This is a genomic window from Megalodesulfovibrio paquesii (assembly GCF_054653055.1).
Map to the genome: position 1 here is coordinate 113,589 of NZ_BAAIGQ010000007.1, position 20,163 is coordinate 133,751.

Genomic DNA, 20,163 nt, shown 5'->3' on the forward strand with positions numbered 1-20,163 from the left:
CACTCCCTGTGAGACGGGGCGCGGCGGCATGGGACCGCCTGCAACACAACGCTTTGAGCTGGAGGAGAGCAAGGCTGTGCGGGCACTACGCGACCCATCCCATTTGACAGTCTGCACCCTGCAGGAGGACGGCGAGGCGGTCTGCACGCCCGCGCTGATGCTTCCTGCCACCTATCAGGCCATGGAGCGCTTTGAGCTCCTGATGCACCTGGGGCATCCGGACATGGCCGTCCGGCATCTGGCCGGCCGGGCGCTCCTGGCCCGCTTTCCCGACGCGGCGGATATCCTGATCGCCCAGCTGGAGCAACCCCAGTGGGGTCTGCGCCAGGAGGAAGCGCTGAGCCTGCTCGTGGGCCTGCAGGCCAGCCAGAGCCAGCCCGTGCTGCTGGCCGTGTTGCTGCCCATGCTCCAGTCCCGGGAAGAGGCGCGACGGCTGGCGGTGGTCAAGGCCCTGCGCTGGCTCACGGACGAGGCCTCTCCCTTTCTGCTCGCGCTTGGCGATGTCTCCTGGCGGGTTCGCCTGCAGGGGATTTTTGCCCTGAGCGACATGGGCCGGCCCGAGCACCGTCCGGCACTGGAACGACTGCTGCGGGAGGACCCTCCCCAGCTCCAGCAAGTCCGGCAGGCCACCCAGGGCGCGCTGGACCGCTGGAAACATCGCGGCCCGGAACGTTCCCTCAAGCACGTCCTGCGGCGCAGCGAGGAAGAACGCTGATGGGAACGCAAGGGGACTCCGCCCGGTTGTGACGCGCCTGCAGGCCGGTCTGGCCTCTTCCCTTGGCGCGCTGAATGTGGGACATGAGCACCATGCTTGGCCAGATTGGGCGTGGCCTTGTACTGCCCTTATCAGCCCTTAGCAGGAGGAAGTTCATGCGCCACATTCGTCTGATGTGTCTTGCCCTTGTGCTGCAGCTGGTTCTTGCCGCCGCCGCGCAGGCCGGCACGCTGCCGGATGGCTTCGTCTACCTCAAGGATGTTTCGCCCGCCATCCTGCAGGACCTGCGCTACTACGGCGAAGATAACTTCGTCGGCGCCCGGGTGGATGGCTACAACGCCCCCACCGTCATCCTCACCCGGCAGGCTGCCGAGGCCCTGCATCGGGTGCAGGTGCAGCTGCAGGCTTTCGGGCTCGGGCTGCTGGTGTTCGACGGCTACCGCCCCCAGCGCGCCGTGGACCATTTCCAGCGCTGGGCCAAGGATCTGCAAGACACCAAAACCAAGGAGCGCTACTACCCGGACGTACCCAAGGAAGAGCTCTTCAAGCGCGGCTACATTGCAGCCCGCTCCAGCCACAGCCGCGGCTCCACCGTGGATCTGACCATCATCTCCCTGGAAGACGGCCAGCCCCTGGACATGGGCTCGCCCTTCGATTTCTTTGGCCCCATCTCCTGGCCGGCGTCCATGGACGTGCAGGCTCCGCAGCGCGCCCACCGCATGCTCCTGCAACGCTTGATGGTCAGCCAGGGGTTTGTGCCGTACGATCAGGAATGGTGGCACTTCACGCTCAAGGGTGAGCCGTTTCCAGATACGTTTTTTGATTTTCCGGTGGAGTAGGGTGCGGGGTTGGCAGACTGGGGCGCTCGTTGTGACCATGTAACGACAAAGAGGGCTCGGATTGGCCGCCTGGAGTCTGGGCTTATAACACCTTAAATTTCAAAAGATTCCTTGATTGAAGCCCGTTGGTTTGCTAGGACTGTGCTGGTTTTGATTCTCGTTTTCAGGCGGCCGGCGCGATATTCGCGGCGGCCCGCCACAGCACAGGAGCGGATGCATGGGTCGAACCTCCTCCGACGCGCCGGTCATCGCCGTCCAGGGATTGCACCACCGGTACGGGGCGCGCGTCATTTATGAGCAACTCTCCCTGAATGTGCCCCGGGGCAAGGTGGTGGCCCTGCTGGGCAAGAACGGCGTGGGCAAAACCACGCTCATCAAGATTCTCATGGGCTTCCTTACCCCGCATGCCGGCCGCTGCACCGTGCTGGGGGACCCGTCTCATGCCCTCACGACAGAAACCCGCCGCCGCGTCGGCCTGTTGTTCGAGGGCCACGTGGCCTACGATTTCATGTCCATCGCGGAGATCGAGCGGTTTTACGCCCCGTTCTACCCCCGCTGGCGGCGTGAGTTGTATTGGGAGCTGGTGGGCCGCATGGGTCTGCCGGACAATCACCGCATTGCCCGCATGAGCGAGGGCCAGCGTTCCCAGGTGGTCCTGGGGCTGCTCATGGCCCAGCAACCGGATCTCCTTATCCTGGACGACTATTCCATGGGTCTGGATGCCGGGTACCGCCGGCTCTTTGTGGATCTGATGGCTGAATATCTGGACCCGGCCAGGGGGGAGCGCACCGTGTTCCTGACCTCCCACGTCATCCAGGACATGGAACGCTTTGTGGATGATATCATCCTGCTGGAGCGCGGCGGGGTGGCGCGACAGTGCGCGCTCAAGGACTTCCTCTGCCAGTTCAACCGCTACAGCCTGCCCAAGACGGCCGTGCGCGGCGGCCTGCAGGCCGGGGGCGGTGCGGGAGCGAGAGGGGGCGAGCTCATCAAAAATGCCGAGGAGCACGCGGCGCGCTGGGAATTGTTCTCCTTTGCCAGCCTGGAGGCGCTGCGGGCCACGCTCCGCGAGCAGGGCCACGATGCCACGGACCTGCAGCAGCTGCCCATGACCCTGGAAGACGCCTTTATTGGCTATACCGGGCGGTATTAGGGCCTCCCACCCAGCCACGCAACGAACCAACCATGCAGCATGGAATGCGGGCTTCTGCCTTGGTGGCAAGAGCCTGTCCGGAGCGATTTGTCGTGATGATCCAAGCAATTTTGATGAAGGAGTGGCGCAAGGCCTGGCGGCCGGCCCTGGTGATCCTGGGGGGCAACGTCCTGGCTGCGGCGCATGTCTGGCTGGCCACGCGGCAGCTGTTTCAGCGCGAGCATGCGGAAGTGGTCTGGTACCAGACCATGCAGCTGGGGCTGCCGTTTTTTCTCACCCTCAAGTACCTTCCCCTGGCCACGGGCGCAGCGCTGGCCGCGGCGCAGTTTCTGCCGGAAATGCGCAACGAGCGGCTCCGGCTCGCCCTGCACCTGCCCCTGGGGCTGCCCGGACTGCTCCTGGCCCATGTACTGGCCGGCCTGGCCGGGCTGGCCGCCTGTCTGGCCATACAGGCGGCGGGGCTGACGCTGGCCGTGACCAGCTGGTTCCCGTGGGAGATGCTCGGCCATGTCCTGGCCGTCTGGGCGCCCTGGGCGCTGGCCGGGGTGGTGGGGTATCTGGGGTTGGGGGTTGCGCTTCTGGAACCATCCTTCAGCCGGCGTCTGGCCGATCTGGCCCTGGCCGTGGGCGCGGCCTGGTTGTTTTTGCTGCCCGTGAATCCGGGGCAGGCCGCCTCGCTGCTGCCGGCGGGCATGTTGCCTCTGCTGGCCCTGGCCATGCTGCATTCCGCTGGCCGTTACAGAAACAGGAGGGCGGACCGGTGATGCAACGTCTTGCGCAGGCAGGTCTGGCCCTGCTGGTGGTGGCGCTCCTGGCCGTGTATCTGCCCCTGGGCTATGCATGGCTGTGCGTGGAGCCCGTGGAAAAAACACATCTGCTCTACAGCCCGGTGCTGGAACAGTTTGTCTGGAAAGAGAAAGTGGCCGCCGTGCCGCCCGAGGCCCTGGGCAAGGACGAAGACCATCATGCGGACATCATCCACCGCGACGAGGCCGGCCAGTATTACAGCCGGGTGGAATTCGAGAAGCTGCTGCCCTTCATCTACTTCAAAAACATGGAGATGTGGGGCCTCCTGCCCCTGTCGCTTGGCGGGCGGACCTTTGACGCGGCCAGCATCAAATCCAACCGGCGGGTCATGGAACTGCGGCCTCGGGACGTCCTGGAGGCTGACGCGGTCTGGCGGCAGGTGGTGCCCCTGCTGGAAGCCACGCCCGGCGAAGCCCGGCTGGTCTTTCCCGAGGACCGCCTCCGCCTGACGCCTGACGGGCTGGAGTTCATCAATGCCGATTTCAACCGTGTGGATGCAGCCTTGAGCCGGACCTTCACCAGGGCCCTGGCCGAGGCGGGCTTTGTGTTTCCGGCCCGGTTCGCCGCCAACTGGCCCGTGTTGCTCAAGCCCTTTGACGCCGGGCTGTTCCTGGTGGACGCCACGGGGGCGGTGTTTCGCCTGCGCCGGCAGGCCAATGCCCCGGTGGCGACGCGATTGCCCTTCCCTCCGGCGCTGCAGCCAAGGCACATCGCGGTCATGGAAAGCAACCAGCATGACTATCTGGGGCTGCTCCTGGCCGGCAACAACACCCTGCAGGTGCTGCGGGAGGCGGATCTGGCGCTCGTCGAACTGCCTTTGCCGGGCTATGACCCCGAGCGCATGGAGTGCAAGCTGATCATCGATCCCCTGCACGTCACGGCCATCTACAGCGATGAGGAGATGGTTCACGGCGTGGCCATGGACCGGGACTTCCGCCCCGTGCGCACGTATTCGCACCGCATGTCCCGGGCCGTGCCTTCGCCGGCGCAGCAGTTGCAGGCGGCGTTGTTCCCGTTCCAGGTGCGCTGGCAGGCGGAACCGCAGCCGGGGTTCCAGGTGCGGCCCGGCGGGGCCTTGGCTCTGGCGGGGATGGCCGCTGCCGTGGTGGCCTTGCTGGTCCTGCGCCGCTCCCGGAGGTTGCCGCTCTGGGAGGGGAAGGGGCTGGTGCTGACGGCGGCAACCGGTCTGTACGGCCTGCTCGCCACGGTGCTGGTGCTGGACGAGTAGGCGGCCAATCGCCGCTACAGCCCCTGGGCCCGGGTTCTGGCATGGCGGACCAGCTGGCCCACGTCCAGAATCAGGGAAATGCCGCCATCGCCGCTCACGGTGGCGCCGGAGAGCCATTTGAGATTGCGGTACATGTCCGCCAGGGGCTTGATGACCGCCTGTTGCCGGCCGACTACCGCATCCACGGCCAGGCCCACCTGTTGGCCCTCGCTGGAGACGACAACGACGCGCTCCAGCGGGGGCGGCGTGCCCGGTGCCTCCAGCAGCGTGCGCAGGCTGATGCAGCTGATCAGATGCCCCATGCGCTCGATGGTGCTCACTTCGCGGTCGTTTTCGGGCGAGGAGGCGCGCTCCTGGCAGGCCTCCACCGAGGTGAGGGGGATGATGTAAGACTCGCCGCCCACCACCACATGCAACCCGTCGATGATGGCCAGGGTCAGGGGCAGGCGGATGGCCAGGGTGGAACCCTGACCGGGAGTGCTCTCCATGCTCACGGCGCCGCGCAGGGCGTCGATGCTCTGCTTGACCACATCCATGCCCACGCCACGGCCGGACAGGCTGGAGACGGTGCTGGCCGTGGAAAAACCGGGCAGGAAGAGCAGGTTGCAGATGTCTTTGTAGGTGAGCTCATCGCCTGGAGCGGCGAGCCCGCGCTCAATGGCCTTGGCGCGCACGGCTTCGGCATTGATGCCGCCACCGTCATCTGTCACCTGGATGACCACCTCGCCGCTTTCATGCCAGGCGGCCAGCCGCACGGTGCCCTTGGCCGGCTTGCCGGCAGCCAGGCGGACTGCGGCGGCCTCGATGCCATGGTCCACGGCATTGCGCAGGATGTGCATGAGGGGATCTTTGAGGCGGTCGATGACTGTCTTGTCCATTTCCGTGTCTTCACCTTCGGTGATCAGCTCCACTTCCTTGCCGGTCATGGTGGCGGCGTCGCGCACCAGCCGGCGCAAGGCGCCGGTGACGCTGCCGATGGGCAGCATGCGCAGGCCCAGGGCGGTATCGCGCAGCTCGTCGGCCAGGCGTTCCAGATCCTCGGCAATGCGGTAGATCGGGGAGTCGGCCTCCATGCCGCGGGTGGTCTGGGTCAGCCTGGACTGCAGGATGACCAGCTCGCCGACCATGTTCACCAGATAGTCCAGGCGGCTGGAGTCCACCCGGATGCCGCTCGGGGCTGTCTCGGCACGGGCGGCGGGGGGAGGGGCAACAGCCTGGGCCCCGGCAGGCGGCGCTGCAGTGCGCAGGTTCAGCACCTCCTTGTGCTGGGCTTCCAGGGCCGCGCAGATTTCATTCGGAGCCTGCTGCCAGATTCCCTCCAGCAGGCGGGCAAAGGCGTCCAGGTCTGAATCGCGCACCGTGCCCGGGCCGATGGCCTGCACCCGGGCGACCTCTTCGCTCTCAAAGATGAAGATATCGCGCAGGGAATCAGCCCCGCAGGGGGAGAGCACCAGTACGTCCCACCAGCAGCAGACCTGCTCGGGATCCAGCTCCTGCAGGGGAGGCACGGCCTCGTCATGGCAGAGCAGACGGGTTTTGCCCAGCTCGCACAGTTCATTGAGCAGCATGAGCGGCTGGGTGCCGGAAAGAAAGGTCTCCGGCTCGGGCCGATAGCGCAGCCAGCACAGCTCGGCCTGTGGCGGCGTGGCGGATTCCAGCTGCGTCTGGCAGTCCCGCGCCGCCCTGCCCGAGGGCGGTTCCGCAGGCGGAGCAGGCGTCCGGGAGGAGGCCGATTCGCCCAGATACGGCTTGAACTGCGCGATGATGGCGTCCGACGCGGCAATGCTGGCCGGCTCGCCGGCAGGATCCTGGCCGAGCAGTTTCAGCAGATGATCCTTGGCCTGGAAGGTCAGGCTGATCAGCTCGCCGGTGGCCTGGATTTCGCGGCTGCGGACCTTGTCGAAAATGGTCTCAATATCATGCGTGAACCGGGCAATTTCCGAAAAGCCGAACATGGCCCCGGAGCCCTTGATGGTGTGCATGGTGCGGAAAATGCTAGCAATACACTCGGCATTCTGGGGATCCTGGTCCAGACGCAGGAGAAGGCCTTCCAGATCCGCCAGCAGTTCCTGGGCTTCTTCGATGTATGGCTGGTGGGGGTTCATGGCGGCCATGGGCGTCTCCTCAACGTGCGTCACCAGATTCGGGCGATTTTGGGGAAAGGCCAAGCCCCGTGGCAAGCTCCCGGGCCAGGGCGGAGGCCAGGGGAGGCGGCGTGCCAGGATCGCCCGATGCGCTGGCCGCGTCGCCCGCGTTCTTCGGATGACTGGCGATAAGATCCCCCCAGTTGGTGGCCAAGGCCGCGCAGCGGAAATCCGGATGCAGATCCCGCGCGCAGATCAGGGCCACGCCGGCGTCCTCACAACTGCGGCGGGCTGCCGTCAGTAGTTGGAAAAAGGACAAGTCCGCTTCGGCCACCCGGGAAAAACTGCAGTGCACGTCGCCGCCGGCCTGCAGGGCTTGCAATAGTGTGGCTTTGATGGCCTGGGCGTGTTCCACGGTGCAATGGGGCGGAAACGTGATCTCCATGGTGGCTGCGCTCCGTTCACAGTGCCGCGGCATCGGCGGCGGGGTGGAGGGACTCAAGCTCCTCGGGGGCGAACACCCGGTATTCATCCAGCAGGAGCATGAAGGCATCGCGATGGCGGGCCACTCCCTTGATGAAGTCCGTGCGGACGCTGGCGCCCATTTGCGGCGCCGGGGCGACCTGTTGTTCATCCAGTTCCAGCACTTCCTTGACCGAGTCGGCCAGGGCGCCGATGAGCAACTGGCGTCCTTCCTCTTCCAGTTCCAGAATGATGATCCGCGTAAAGATGGTGCGTTCCGTGCGGCCCATGCCGAATTTGTGCTTGAGATCCACCACGGAGATGGCATTGCCCCGCAGGTTGACCACGCCCCGGATAAAGGACGGCGCATGCGGGATGCGGGTGATGTCGCAAAAATCGAGGATTTCCCGGACCGAGGCGATGTGGAAGGCAAAGAATTCGCCATTGAGGGTAAAGGACAGATGCTTTTTGGGTGCGCCAACGCTCATGAAGCCTCCCAGATGACGATCCTGATATCCGTGCCGGAGGGCCTCCCTGCGGTCACGGGCCAGCCGCGTCCTGCAAAGCCAGACGGGGCGGCATGCGGCAGGCGTGGGCCATGGCGCGCGCCGGACAAGCCGGCGCGCGCAGGGGACGGCAGGGGTCAGTAGCGTTCAAACGCATCGTCCATGGCATCCCCCTCGCTCAAGTCCAGGACGATTTTCTTGGCAGTCTTGGCGGAAGCCGGCTTGTCCCCACGGCCGCCGGGCAGGCTCCTGTGGGGCTTGACGGCGGAGCGGGCGGCGGTTTTCTCGCCGTCTTCCTGCAGGGAGAAGAAGGCGATGCTCTGCTGGAGCTGCTGGGCCTGGGCGCTCATTTCCTCGGCAGTGGAAGCCAGTTCTTCGGCAGAGGTGGTGTTCTGCTGGGTGACCTGGTCGAGCTGTTCCAGGGCGGTGCTCACCTGGCGGGCGCCCATGTTCTGCTCGTTGCAGGCTGCGGCGATTTCCTGCACCAGACCGGCGGTTTTCTGAATGTCCGGCACCAGCTTGTCCAGGAGCACCCCGGCCTTTTCGGCCACGCCGGTGCTGTTGGCGGCCAGCTCGGTGATTTGCGAGGCCGCCACCTGGCTGCGTTCGGCCAGTTTGCGCACTTCCGAGGCCACCACGGCAAAGCCCTTGCCGGCGTCCCCGGCGCGGGCGGCCTCGATGGCGGCGTTCAGGGCCAGCAGGTCGGTCTGGCGGGCGATTTCCTCGATGATGGAGATCTTACTGACGATTTCCTTCATGGCCGCCACGGTCTGGCTGACGGCCTGGCCGGATTCCTTGGCGTCCTGGGCGGCCTTGAGGGCGATGACTTCCGTCTGGGTGGCGTTGTCGGCATTCTGGGAAATGGACGCGCTGATCTCGTTCATGGAGGCAGAGCTTTCCTCCACAGCGGCGGCCTGTTCCGTGGCGCCCTGGGAGAGCTGCTCGGAGGCGGCGCTCATCTGCTCGCTGCCAGCGGCGACGTTTTCGGCGCCGTTTTTCACGTCGCGCAGCACGTCGGCCAGCCGGCGGACCATTTCGCCCAGGGAGTGCATGAGCACATCCTGCGCATCACGCTGTTCCACGGCAATTTCCAGATTGCCCTGGCTCAGCTCCTGGGCAATGGCGGCAATGCGCTTTTCCGCCTCTACCAGACCGTGCAGGGCCTGGATCAGGGCGTCCTCGTCGGAGCGGGGGCGGATGGTCTGGTCAATCCGGCCGATGGCCAGGCCCTGAGCCAGGGCCACGATGCCGCGCTCGGCTTCCACCAGGGCCTGAATGGCCCGCATGAGCTCATCCTTTTCCGAGCGGGGCTGGGCTGCCACATCCAGGTTGCCCACGGCGACGCGTTTGAGCGTGGTCACGGTGCTTTGCTCCGCCGCCACCAGCCGCTGCAGTGCTTGGATGAGCAGGTCGGCCTCGGAGCGCGGGGTGAGGGTCACTTCCAGATCCCCCTGGGCCAGCTGCTCGGCCACCTGGGCCACGCGGCGTTCGGCCTCCACCAGGGTTTTGACAGCCTGCATGAGGGTATCGCGCTCGGAGCGCTCGCTCACCTGCACCTGCAGGTTGCCCAAGGCCAGCTGCTCCACCGTGGCCACGGTTTCGCGTTCTGCGGCCACGAGGCTGGCGAGGGCGGTGATCAGATCATCATTGTTGGACCGGGGGATGGGGGAGACGCTCAGATCGCCCATGGCCAGCAGGCCCACAGTCCGGCTGACTTCCTTTTCCGCATGCACAAGTTTTTGCAGGGAATGCATCATGGAGTCCTTGTCCGAACGGGCCGCGGCATCCACCTGCAGGTCGCCCTCGGCCAGCTTGGAGACGATGCCTTCCACCTTGCGGGAGGCGGACACCATGGCGCGCATGGCTTCGTAGACGCTGTCCTGGTGGGCGTTGGCGTGGAAGTCCAGGGTCAGGTCGCCGATGGCCACCTGCTTGGCCATGGCGGCAATATCCCCGGGCTCGCCGCCCAGGCTGCGGGTCACGCTGCGGATGATCAGCCAGGCCGTGAGGCTGCCAAAGAGGATCATGGCTCCGGTGAGCAGGGCAATGAGCATGACCGACTTGGCGAACACCTCCTTGGCGTTGTGCTCGCGTTGGGCGGCGTACTCCAGGTTGAGTTCGGTCAGCTTGTTGATGGATTCGCGCATGGTCTCGAATTGCTCGCTGGCCTGTCCCATGGTCAGGGTCTTCGCCTGCTCCTGGCCATCCATGGTGTTGCGCTGCCGGGCCTGGACCACCTGCCGGGAGGTTTCCTTCCAGACGGCGAGATCCTTTTCAAACTGCGCGATAAAGGCTTTCTCTTCCGGCGTCTGGGCCATGTTCTTGAATTTGTTGAACCGGTCCTGGGCCTGCTTCAGGTTGGTGTCGTAGGCGTCCAGCAGTTCCTTGAAGCCTGCGGAATCCGCATCGGTAAAGACCATGGACCGCTCGGCCACCAGCAGCTGGTGCAGGTCGCGGTCGGCCTCGATGAGGCTGTCTATGCCGGGGAGGAAATGGCCAAAGAGTTCACTCAGATCGTTGCTGATGGTTTTGGCGGCGTCATAGCCGGTGTACCCCACCCCTGCCAGGGAAAGGATGATGACGGCATAGCTGGCGACGAGCCTGAAGCTCAGACGGCTTGTCAGGTTGTTGCGCATCGGAATCTCCTCGGGAACTGTGTTGCAACGATCTGGATACCTACAACAACGTACAGACGGCCAACGGGGTGCGTCACGGCGTGCGGGCCGGGCAGCGCACTGCATGCGTGCTGTCGGCAGGGGGATGCATGGTCGAAACCAGCGGGCTGCAGGCCGAGCCGGTGGCGAGGGCCAGGTGTCCTGGGCGAGACGCCAGAGGCTCGCCGTGGCAACTGGAGGGGAGGAGGTAGAAATGTCGGCTGGAAAGCCGGCAGGGAGTCGGGGCCGCAGGGCCTCGTGCGTGGTGCGTGATGGCACCGTACGGTGCCATGCAGGCATGCGCCGCTACGAGGGTTCGACGGACATCACACAGCGCACGCATAGCGTTGCTTGGCAAACAGCGCACCCTTGCCCCCCTTGTCCTTCACTTTCGGTCTGGGACCACACCCTTCCTTGCGAGCCACAACGAACGCGCCACCGGGGGACACGTCGGGGAAAACACAGCGTTGACGAGGTGCCACGCAGTGCCTGCCGATGTGCTCCGGCAATTCTGGAAGACTACAGTCAAATCATTAACAGGTTTCAATCATTTGGGCAACCTGATTCAACTAATGTGTGCCAGCACGGAGGGTGGAGGGGGTGGGTCAGAAAGGACGCACGGGTGTTGGGGAGGGGAATTTCCAGTAAATGTCGCAGGCACCGTGAGTCCACCACAATCCAGGCATTTGGCGGACGGTCCTCCCCGAAAGAAGGAGTGGCTCACTCCGGGCGCCAATGGCGACCTGCGAAAATTCGCGCAGCTATTCCCCGCCACCGGCGACGTCGGCGCGGTCCACGGCCTGCAGAATGGCGTCGGCCAGTTCGCCCACGGGGCAGGGTTTGAGGAAGTAGTTCGCCGCGCCGCGTTCCAGCATGGCCGCGGCCACATCCATGGAGGCATGGCCCGTGAGCGCCAGCACTTCCATGGCCGGGGCAAGGCGTTTCATGGCCTCCAGGGCTTCCAGGCCGCCCATGCCGGGCATCTTCACGTCCAGGAGCGCCACCTGGAAGGTCTCCTGCTCCAGCAGGGCCAGGGCTTCCAGCGCGCCGGCAGCCGTAGTGGCCTGAAAGCCTTTGGCCCGCAGCAGCCTGGCCAGGGTTTCGCGGAAGCGTTCTTCATCGTCCACAATCAGCACGCGGATGGCATGGAGGGATTCGGGCATGGCGGTTCCTCACAGGGCAGAGGGTTCAAAGTAGCATGCGCCGGTGAAGAAACAGTCGGCCAGGGCCTGGACGCTGGATTCGCCGGTCATGAGCATGTCCACCTGCCGGGTGTATTGCAGCAACCGGCCCATCTGGACGAGCACGGCTTCGATCTTGGCGGCGTCGTACTTCTGGAACCGGCCGGCAACGCGATCGCCCGTGGTTTCCACCTGAAAGCCCAGACGTTCCAGAATGAGCGCGATGCCGCGGGCACGCCGGCTGCGGCGCTGCTCGTCCGCTGCGCCGCCCTTGAAGGAAAAGGTGATGTAATTCTTGTTCACCGTGCGGCCGCAGTAGCAGTCCAGCACGCCGTAGTGGTAGCCGACTCGGGAGCTGAAGTTGAGATATTTGTCTGAGATGATAGCGTAGCTGCGGTCGCCGAACCGCTCCTTGTGCAGATGATGTTCGCCTACCAGCTGCTCGCCCAGCACGGAGAGGAATCCTTTCAGATGCACGGGCCGGGGCCCCTGGGTTTGCGGATCCAGAATCAGCCCCTGGAGCAGGGCCCTGAAGGGCCGGGAGACGACATCCTGCACGGGGACGCGGTGGCGGCGGTGGGCGGTTTCCGTCAGGCCGCCGCCCAGGTCGATGATGTAGAGGTCCAGACCGGTGGTGCCGTCCAGGGGCAGGGCAAAGCCTTCGTCTACAGCGTCGGGGGAGGTGGGATCGTGCTTGCCTCCGGCGGTGCCGGCGGCGTGATCACTGATGGCGAACATGACGCCATAGGACTTCTCGTGCAGGAAACGCATGATGTCGTGCAGGGTGCGGCAGTGTTCCGGGGCGAAGCTCTGGGCCTTGGGGTCGGTAAGGGTCAGGGGCACCACTTCGCGCCGCAGGGTCTGCAGGGCTGCCCTGGCCGGGGAGGTCGGGGCGTCCAGGGAACAGGAGGCCCGGGCGCTGGACTCCCTGGCCTGGCGCTGGGCTTCCAGGGCTTCCGGGTGGAGGCCGGCATGCACCCGGCGGGACCATGCGTCCAGGGTCACGGGGCGGCCGGATGGCAGTCTGGTCATGGCGTCCGGCAGGCCCACCAGGGTGGGCAGGCCGAATTCGCGGGAGACGGAGGCCATGTGCCCGGTCACGCTGCCGTGTTCGGTGATCACCCCGGCCAGCCGTGGAAAAAGGGCCGTGTAGCCCGGCGAGGAGTGCCGGGCCACGAGGATGGCTCCTTCAGGCACGTTTGCGGCGTCCTCGGGTGTGGCGGAAAGAAAGACCGGCCCGGCGGCCAGACCGGGGCAGGCGGCGTCCCCGCCTTCGGCCAGCAGGGGCAGGGAACAGTCCTGCAGGCCGGCAAAATCCGCGTCGGTCTGATGGCTTTGCCCCAGGGGGCGGGACTGCAGAAACTGCAGGGAGCCGGCAGGGTCCACGGCCCACTCCACATCCTGCGGCTGGCCAAAGTGGCGCTCCAGGGCCTGGGCGGCGCGGGTGAGGCCCTGGAGCTGCTCCGGCAGGAGGCAGGGGAGGGCGCGCAGGGCCGCAGGCGTCTCCAGTTCCACAAGGGCATCATCCCTGCGGGTCAGCATGGAGGTCTTGCTGCCGAGACGCTCTTGCAACACCATGCCGGAATCCGCATCCAGAATGTACACATCCGGCTGGACACGGCCTTCCACGGCAAAGGCCCCCAGGCCCCACACGGCGTTGATGTACAACGCCCGCCGGCCCAGACCCCAGGGGTGGCGGGTGTACATGACACCGCTGGACTGCGCGTCCACCATCTGGATGCAGGCCGTGCACATGGCCAGCCCGTCCAGGGAAAGGCCATGCTGGAGCAGATAGCTTAACGCCTGGGGGGAGTACAGGCTGGCCGCCACGCGTCGCCAGGCCTGGCAGAGCTGGTCGCGGGCCACGTGGAGCACGCTCAGGTACTGCCCGGCGTGGGAAAGCTCGCCGTCCTCGCCCAGGGCGCTGGAGCGCACGGCCACGCGTAGATCCTCAGGTGCCAGCCCCAGCCGCGCGGCGCAGGCGTCAAAGGCGTCCAGCATGGCCTGCTCCAGGGCCCGGGGCAGGGGGGATTCCAGCATGGCCTCGGTGATGCTCCGGCTGGCCTCGGCATGGGAGGCGGGGTCGCCGGGCTGGATGATGGAGATGCACAGGCGGATAACATCGTCCAGGGCATTTTCCTGGATAAACTGCCGGAATCCCGCCACGGTGACGGCAAAGCCATCCGGCGTGGGCAGGCCCAGGCGGCCGTGCAGCTCGCCCAGGTTGGCGGCCTTGGCGCCGGCAATGTCCACCAGCTCCCGATGCAATGCAGCAAGTGACAGAACCGCCGGCGCGGCCAGCGCTTCCGCGAGATGTTCAGGATTGGCGAGCACATGGGTGAGTCGGTCCCGGATGGCGTCCATTCTGGAACGCAGCTCGGGCTGTGGCTTGCCGGAAAGGGTCTCGAAACTGGCGATCATCCGCAGGCCGTGAAACATGGCCCGGGTGGCGAGCTGCCGCAGCTGGGCCAGCCCCACCAGCTCGCCGCCGGCGTGGCGGGTTTCCAGTTCGGAAATGATGTTCAGAAGCTCGGTGTTCGATTCCAGGAGCTGCAGAAAGGCCTGATAGCGGGCGCGGAAAAAGGCCTGGCGATCGGCCCGGGCCGTGGCGGCCTTGCGTCGGTGCGCGGGGAGGAGCCGTTTGACGGCAGAGGAGATGATCTGGTGCAGAGGGGCGTCGGCCATGGCGGTTCCTTTCACCCACGTCAGATTGATACGCTGGCCGGTGGCTGCGGGCCGGCAACACGCACGGGGTCCAGGGGGAGTTCAATGGTGAAGGTGGCCCCCAGGCCGGGCAGGCTGGCCACGCGAATGACCCCGCCCAGGCTTTCCACCATGCGCTTGCACAGGGCCAGCCCCAGCCCGGTGCCCTGACCGGGCGCCTTGGTGGTGAAGAACGGGGTGAAGATTTTGTCCAGATGTTCCGGGGCGATGCCTTGGCCACTGTCCCGAACGCCAATTTCGACCCGGCCACCCACGCAGGCCGTGGTGACCATGATGCGGCCCCGGCGGGGGGAATGCTCCTGGGCGGCTTGGGCGGCCTGCACGGCCTGGGCTGCATTGTTGAGCAGGTTGAGCAGCACCTGCCGCAGCAACGGGCCGTCGGTGCGCAGGGTGGTCAGCTCCGGATCGTAGCTGCGCAGGACCTCCACATCGAGGAGCCGCTCGTCGCGTTCCACCAGCAGGACCATGTCCTCCACCAGCCGGTTGAGTTCCCAGGATTGCACAAAGGCCTCGCGTGGACGGGAGAAGTCCAGGAGCTTGCGGGTAATCTCCCCGCCGCGGGCCACCTGCTGGCAGATCTGCCGCAGGCTGTCGCGGATGTCCGCACCATGGCCGCTCGGGTTCTCCTCACCCAGGAGCAGCAGGGACAGCTCGGCTTCCTGACCGATGATGGCCAGAGGGTTGTTGATCTCATGCGCCACCCCCGAGGCCAGCTGGCCGATTTCGGCCATTTTCTGGGATTGCAGCAGGGCTTTGTCCAGGTTCTGCACGTGGGCCAGGGAGCGGGCCAGGGAACGCTGCATCCACCAGGCGCCGGCCACGGCCAGGGTCGAGGCGGCGGCCAGAAAGCCCACGCCCGCGGCACTCAACCCCAGCAGCCACAGCAGCCCGCCCAGAAGCGCCAGGCCGGCAGTGGCCAGACGCCCCAGGCGGAGCAGTTGCTGTGGGTTGGGGGGTGCCTGCCCGGAAGAAGAGAACAGCCCAAGCGCGAGCACGGGATCAGCCTTCCTGAGACTCTGAATGATTGTCCGCTGCCATACTGGATTCAGAGACCTGCGACCGGCGCAGGGCCCTGCGTTCTGCCGCGGCCTGGATGCGCAGGAGCAGCTCCTCCAGGTTGTATGGCTTGAGCACGTAATCGAAGGCGCCGTAGCTCATGCCCTCCAGCCCGGTTTTGACCGAGCCGTGCCCCGTGAGCATGATCACTTCCACCTCCGGGTGCTTTTTTTTGATTTCCTTGAGTGTTTCCAGGCCGTTCAACTCGGGCATCATCACATCCAGGATGACCACGTCCACGGCGTGGGATTCCAGGTGTTCCAATCCCTTTCGTCCGCTGATGACGCCGGCTGCGGTCAGACCGCGCTTGCCGAGACGCTTGACCATCAGGGAGACGAATTCTTCCTCGTCATCAATAATCAATACCGTGATCGGATGCATCTGCGCGCTCCTCTCAGCGTGCCGCCAGGGGCAGGCGCACGGTGAAGGTGGCGCCGTGGCCTTCCTCACTTTCCACGGCAATGTGGCCGCCCAGCTTTTCGATGATCCCGTAACTGATGGACAAGCCCAGGCCCGTTCCCTCGCCAACCTTTTTGGTGGTGAAGAAGGGGTCGAAGATCTTGTCCTGGATATGCCTGGGGATGCCCGGGCCGGAGTCGGTCACGGTGGCAATCACGTCCTCCCCTTCCTGGCGGGTGGCGATGGTGATTTCGCCCTGGCGGTCGATGGCGTCGATGGCGTTTTCCAGCAGATTCAGAAAGACCTGCTGGAGCTGGGCCGGGTCCGTGGTGATGGAGGGCAGGTTGCGGTCGAAGGCTTTATGGATGGCAATGCTGCGGTACAGGGCCTCGCTTTCCAGGAACTTGGTGGTCTGCTCCAGCACGGCGTTCAGGTCGATGTGCTCCTGCATGGGCTCCATGCGGCGGGCAAAGCCGAGGAGGCGGTGCGTCACCGTGCGGGCGCGTTCCACGTGCTGGTCTATCTTGATAAGGGCTTCGTCAATTTCATCATAATTTTTAACGTGTTCCTTGTCCTCCTCGCCCAGGAGGTCGCGGATCCAGCCGGCGCTTTCGCGAATCAGGGTCAGGGGGTTGTTCACTTCGTGGGCCACGCCGGCGGCCAGCTTGCCAATGGCGGCAATTTTGCCGGACTGCATGAGCGCGGCGTCCATGATGGCCTTTTCCTTGTCGGACTGGGCCAGCCGGGCGACGATGCTGCCGGAGGTGATGAAGGCGCCGATGAGGATGACCAGTCCGCCAGCCAGGACTATAATGAAGGTCTGGCGCTGGGTGCGCAGCAGGGGGGTCATCTCCTCGGCCGTATCCTCCTGCACCACGAGCAGCCAGTTGGCCTGTTGCAGCCAGGTCATGCCGGTGAGCAGGATGTGGCCGTTGGGCAGGGTGGATTCGGAAACGTGGGCCCCGGAGAACGGGCCCTCCATGGGCAGTTCAGCGGTGCCCAGCACCGGGCCGTGCCGGCTGGACATGGTCTGCAGCACGCTTTTGCCGTTCACCAGGAAGGCCTCGGCCTGCCGCCCCATGGGCACGGCGCGGACCAGGGTATTGAAGACGTCTGTATCCACGGTGGCGCGCATGGCCCAGACCTTGTCCTTTTCCCGGCGCAGCACGGCCACGATGCAGTGCGGGTAGTTGCGGAAGCCCAGGAACGTATCACTGACGTAAATGCCGCGCCGCATGACTTCATTGAACCAGACTTCCTGACTGTAATTGAAGCCCTTGAGTTTGTATGGGCCGGCATAGGCAATGTGGTTGCCATCCTGATCAATGACGCCGAGGTCCATGAAGGCATGGAAGGAGCCTTGCAATGTGGCCAGGATCCGGGTCAGGCGGTCCTGATCGCTCAGCTCGTCCATGGTGTAGCTCTCGGCCACGGTGCGCAGCTGGGAGAGGCTGGCCTCCAGGAACATGTCAATGGCGTTGCGCTTGTCTTCCATGATGATGCGCAGGGCGCGTTCCACCTTCTCCTTGTAGGCCTGGCTGAAGGAGGTGTGGATGATGTAGCCCAGGGAGAACAGCGGCGTGAGGGAGAGCAACAGAGTGGCGCCGATGATCTTGAGGCGCAAGGCGGTATATGGCGAGGATTCCATGGCTTATGCCTCTGCGAATTCCGGTGAACCGACACGTTGCAGATCCCGGCGAAGCTGCTGGCGGAGCGCGGCGACCCGGGCCGCATCGCCCATGACCATGTCCAGTTGCCGGGTGTGCTGGACGAGATGGCCTATCTGGCGGATGGCAGCTTCCATTCGTTCCTGGTCGTAGCCTTCCAGCCGGGCAGTCAGGGTGTCGGCCCGGACTTCGACAGCAAAGTCCAGCTCGGCCAGCAGCTCGGCGATGAGTTGGGCCCGGGACTCCCGGCGGTCGATGCTGGCTGCGCCGCCCTTGAAGCTGAAAAAGAGGGTGTTCTCGTCCACATTCGGGCCGGCCATGGCCTCCACCGTACAGAAGTGGAAGCCAGTTCTTGACTGCAGGCTCATGAAATATTTGGAGATGAGAAAATAGGTCTGCTGCGCGAAGGCCGAAGCCATGCCCGGCTCCAAATCCGGATTGGTGGCGGCCTCCAGCATCACCGTCATGAACCCGCGGGCGTCCACGGCCGGGGGGCCCTCCCAGGGGATGGCCGTCAACCCGCGCCAGTAGGCCAGCATGGGCACGCAGGCGACCTCTTCCAGGGAAACGTACGGCCCGGCAACGGGGGCGTGCAGGCCATCATCCAGATCTACCACCCAGTACTGCATGGGCCGGCCGTCCAGAGCCAGCTGCTTGCTGAGGCCGATGGGGAACTGCCGTCCCGCCTCGCTATCGGACTCTTCCCGGCCGCGGAACATCTCGTCCACGGCCTTTTCGTGGCAAAAGCGGGTGATATCATGCAGGGTGGCGCAGTAGTCGGGGTGGAAGGTGGCGGCCGCGGGATCCAGAAAGGTCAGGGGGACGATGAGGGAGGCGGCCCGCTCCAGCATGCGATAGGCCGGACTGCCGACCAGGGTGTTTTTGCGCGGACTGGCGGCGGCCAGGAGCACGCCTTCGTTCCGGCCGGGCAGCACCAGACAATGGGTGGCGTCCACCGTGATTTCCCCAGCCTGGGCCAGCAAATCCACGGCGTCTTCTATGCCAAAAATGGCCGGCACGCCGAATTCCCGGGCCACATTGGCCAGGTGTCCGGCCGTACTGCCGCTGGCGCTGACCACGGCCGCGGCCCGCTGCAGCAGTGGAGCCCAGCGGGGCAGGGCCTGCTGCACCACCAGTACCGCACCAGCCGGAAACTGCAGCAGATGCGCGCCCTGACGCACCACAAACACAGGGCCCGACGCCGCACCGGGGCTGGCCGTCTGGCCGCCCCTGGCAATGGCCTGACCGGCCAGCTCTGCCAGCGCCGCATTCGTTTCGTCGGCAACCCGGGCAGCCGCAGGGGAGGGCGCCTGCACAGCCAGTGGACGGCACTGCAGGAGCACCAGTTTTCCCGACGGTGCAAACGCCCACTCCACATCCTGCGGGCAGCGGAAGTGTCGTTCCAGCTCAAGCGCCAACCTGGACACCTGCCGGATCTGCTCCGCGGTGAGACTGGGCAGATCCTGCAACTCGGGTGGCGTCTGATCAAGAATGATCCCTTCTTCCGGGTGCAGCACGATGCGTGTCGCCTTGCTGGCAAGGTGTGCGTCGAGCAGTTCGCCCGTTGTGCGGGAAACGATAAATCGATCCGCCGGAGTCTGGCCGTCCACCACGGCTTTGGGCAGCCCAAGGACACTGTGGATATGCACCCCGTCACCATCAGGATCCAGCGGGTCGGTGGAATAGGCCACACCGCTGGCCACGGCGTCGATCATTTCCAGGCATCCCACGCACATGGCCACATCTTCATCCAGAAGCCCCTTGGCCTGGCGGTAGGCCATGGCCGTGACGCCATACTTGGAGGCTACGATTTCCTTGTATTGTTCCAGAATCGAGGCGCGGTCCACATTGAGCTCGGTGCGGTACTGGCCGGCAAAAGACGCGCCATGCGCATCCTCACCCAACGCACTGGAGCGCACGGCCACCTTTACCGGAGCGCCGCAGGCCTGCTCCAGGGCGGCATAAGCCTCCAATATGGCAGCGGCCACCTCTTCGGGCAGGTCGGCTTCGATGATGCAGTGCTGCACAGTGGAGGAAAGGGCGATGAGTTCGGGCAGGGTGAAGGCTCCGGCAATCTGAATGCGGCGATTGATTTCCTCTTGCAACCCATGATGTTGCAAAAAACGATAGAAGGATGTCGTCGTAATGACGAATCCTCTGGGAATTTCCGCATGTACAGATCTGGCTGCCTGGGCCAGGGTGGCCAGCTTGGAGCCAATATCCAACGCATGTTGCTGCCCAGCCTCGTGCAAGGGAATGATAAGTTGCCCTCCTCCATGTGCAGTATGCGTGCGAAGGGAATCCTCTATGGAAGATTGAATGCGTTTGAATGAACAATGCAGGGCATCATACGTTCCTGGGCGCATACTTTCCAAAGATCGAATCATGGTGAAGACGTTGGTGGCAATATCCACACATGTGCTTCGCAGAGTCTGTACATTGAAAGTGCGGTCTCCATCCAACGCTTCTTCCAAAAAAGCCATGGCGTGCAGGGCTTTTCCATTGGATTGCAGCAGTCGTTTGAAATGGAGGCACCGGCTTTGAAACTCCTTGCGCAGGGCGTCAAGCGCGTCGAGGTCGGCTGGGGTGGGCTTGGAAGTGCCAAGGCCGAGCAGCTGGGAGAGTGTGTGCCGAAGAAACGCCATATGAAGCTCCTTAGCATGAGCTCCGCCATGAAATGTTGAGCAT

The 20,163-nt window shown here is 64.9% G+C and carries 16 protein-coding genes; 6 read left to right on the forward strand and 10 right to left on the reverse strand.

Going from position 1 to position 20,163, the window contains the following annotated elements:
- Positions 1-28 precede the first annotated feature (28 nt).
- The 5 genes from ACYQ00_RS16935 to ACYQ00_RS16955 all read left to right on the forward strand — a co-directional run bounded on the left by ACYQ00_RS16935 (position 29) and on the right by ACYQ00_RS16955 (position 4,742).
- On the forward strand, positions 29-715 hold the full coding sequence (locus ACYQ00_RS16935; RefSeq protein WP_460033266.1) for a HEAT repeat domain-containing protein: 687 nt from the start codon (positions 29-31) through the stop codon (positions 713-715).
- A gap of 155 nt (positions 716-870) precedes the next feature.
- On the forward strand, positions 871-1,554 hold the full coding sequence (locus ACYQ00_RS16940) for a M15 family metallopeptidase (RefSeq protein WP_460033267.1): 684 nt from the start codon (positions 871-873) through the stop codon (positions 1,552-1,554).
- 217 nt (positions 1,555-1,771) lie between these two features.
- Complete coding sequence (locus ACYQ00_RS16945; RefSeq protein ID WP_460033268.1) at positions 1,772-2,707, forward strand: ABC transporter ATP-binding protein; 936 nt, start codon at positions 1,772-1,774, stop codon at positions 2,705-2,707.
- Between the two features lie 95 nt (positions 2,708-2,802).
- Positions 2,803-3,471: a hypothetical protein gene (locus tag ACYQ00_RS16950; RefSeq protein WP_460033269.1), complete on the forward strand. Its 669-nt coding sequence runs from the start codon at positions 2,803-2,805 to the stop codon at positions 3,469-3,471.
- Positions 3,471-4,742, forward strand: coding sequence for a DUF4857 domain-containing protein (locus ACYQ00_RS16955; protein WP_460033270.1), 1,272 nt, complete (start codon positions 3,471-3,473; stop codon positions 4,740-4,742). The genes ACYQ00_RS16950 and ACYQ00_RS16955 overlap by 1 nt, the downstream gene beginning before the upstream one ends.
- A 14-nt stretch (positions 4,743-4,756) precedes the next feature.
- On the opposite strand, the gene ACYQ00_RS16960 is transcribed toward ACYQ00_RS16955, so the two are convergent.
- The 10 genes from ACYQ00_RS16960 to ACYQ00_RS17005 all read right to left on the reverse strand — a co-directional run bounded on the left by ACYQ00_RS16960 (position 4,757) and on the right by ACYQ00_RS17005 (position 19,700).
- Positions 4,757-6,856, reverse strand: a complete 2,100-nt coding sequence (locus ACYQ00_RS16960; protein ID WP_460033271.1) for a chemotaxis protein CheA — start codon at positions 6,854-6,856, stop codon at positions 4,757-4,759.
- A 10-nt stretch (positions 6,857-6,866) separates the two neighbouring features.
- The gene (locus ACYQ00_RS16965) at positions 6,867-7,271 is read right to left on the reverse strand and encodes an STAS domain-containing protein (RefSeq protein WP_460033272.1); all 405 of its coding nucleotides are present in this window, start codon (positions 7,269-7,271) and stop codon (positions 6,867-6,869) included.
- A 16-nt stretch (positions 7,272-7,287) separates the two neighbouring features.
- The gene (locus tag ACYQ00_RS16970; RefSeq protein ID WP_460033273.1) at positions 7,288-7,776 is read right to left on the reverse strand and encodes a chemotaxis protein CheW; all 489 of its coding nucleotides are present in this window, start codon (positions 7,774-7,776) and stop codon (positions 7,288-7,290) included.
- 155 nt (positions 7,777-7,931) lie between these two features.
- Positions 7,932-10,430: a methyl-accepting chemotaxis protein gene (locus ACYQ00_RS16975; protein ID WP_460033274.1), complete on the reverse strand. Its 2,499-nt coding sequence runs from the start codon at positions 10,428-10,430 to the stop codon at positions 7,932-7,934.
- A 779-nt stretch (positions 10,431-11,209) separates the two neighbouring features.
- On the reverse strand, positions 11,210-11,611 hold the full coding sequence (locus ACYQ00_RS16980; RefSeq protein ID WP_460033275.1) for a response regulator: 402 nt from the start codon (positions 11,609-11,611) through the stop codon (positions 11,210-11,212).
- A 9-nt stretch (positions 11,612-11,620) separates the two neighbouring features.
- On the reverse strand, positions 11,621-14,314 hold the full coding sequence (locus ACYQ00_RS16985) for a PEP/pyruvate-binding domain-containing protein (RefSeq protein ID WP_460033276.1): 2,694 nt from the start codon (positions 14,312-14,314) through the stop codon (positions 11,621-11,623).
- A 20-nt stretch (positions 14,315-14,334) separates the two neighbouring features.
- Positions 14,335-15,348: a sensor histidine kinase gene (locus ACYQ00_RS16990; RefSeq protein WP_460033277.1), complete on the reverse strand. Its 1,014-nt coding sequence runs from the start codon at positions 15,346-15,348 to the stop codon at positions 14,335-14,337.
- Between the two features lie 4 nt (positions 15,349-15,352).
- Positions 15,353-15,790: a response regulator gene (locus tag ACYQ00_RS16995; protein ID WP_460033278.1), complete on the reverse strand. Its 438-nt coding sequence runs from the start codon at positions 15,788-15,790 to the stop codon at positions 15,353-15,355.
- Positions 15,791-15,803: 13 nt separating this feature from the next.
- Positions 15,804-17,456 carry an ATP-binding protein gene (locus tag ACYQ00_RS17000; RefSeq protein WP_460033279.1) on the reverse strand — a complete coding sequence of 551 codons (1,653 nt, stop codon included), beginning with the start codon at positions 17,454-17,456 and terminating at the stop codon, positions 15,804-15,806.
- Between the two features lie 3 nt (positions 17,457-17,459).
- Positions 17,460-19,700: a PEP/pyruvate-binding domain-containing protein gene (locus ACYQ00_RS17005; protein ID WP_460033280.1), complete on the reverse strand. Its 2,241-nt coding sequence runs from the start codon at positions 19,698-19,700 to the stop codon at positions 17,460-17,462.
- Between the two features lie 111 nt (positions 19,701-19,811).
- Here ACYQ00_RS17005 and ACYQ00_RS17010 point away from each other — a divergent pair, with 111 nt between their 5' ends.
- Positions 19,812-20,159 carry a hypothetical protein gene (locus tag ACYQ00_RS17010; protein WP_460033281.1) on the forward strand — a complete coding sequence of 116 codons (348 nt, stop codon included), beginning with the start codon at positions 19,812-19,814 and terminating at the stop codon, positions 20,157-20,159.
- Positions 20,160-20,163 lie beyond the last annotated feature (4 nt).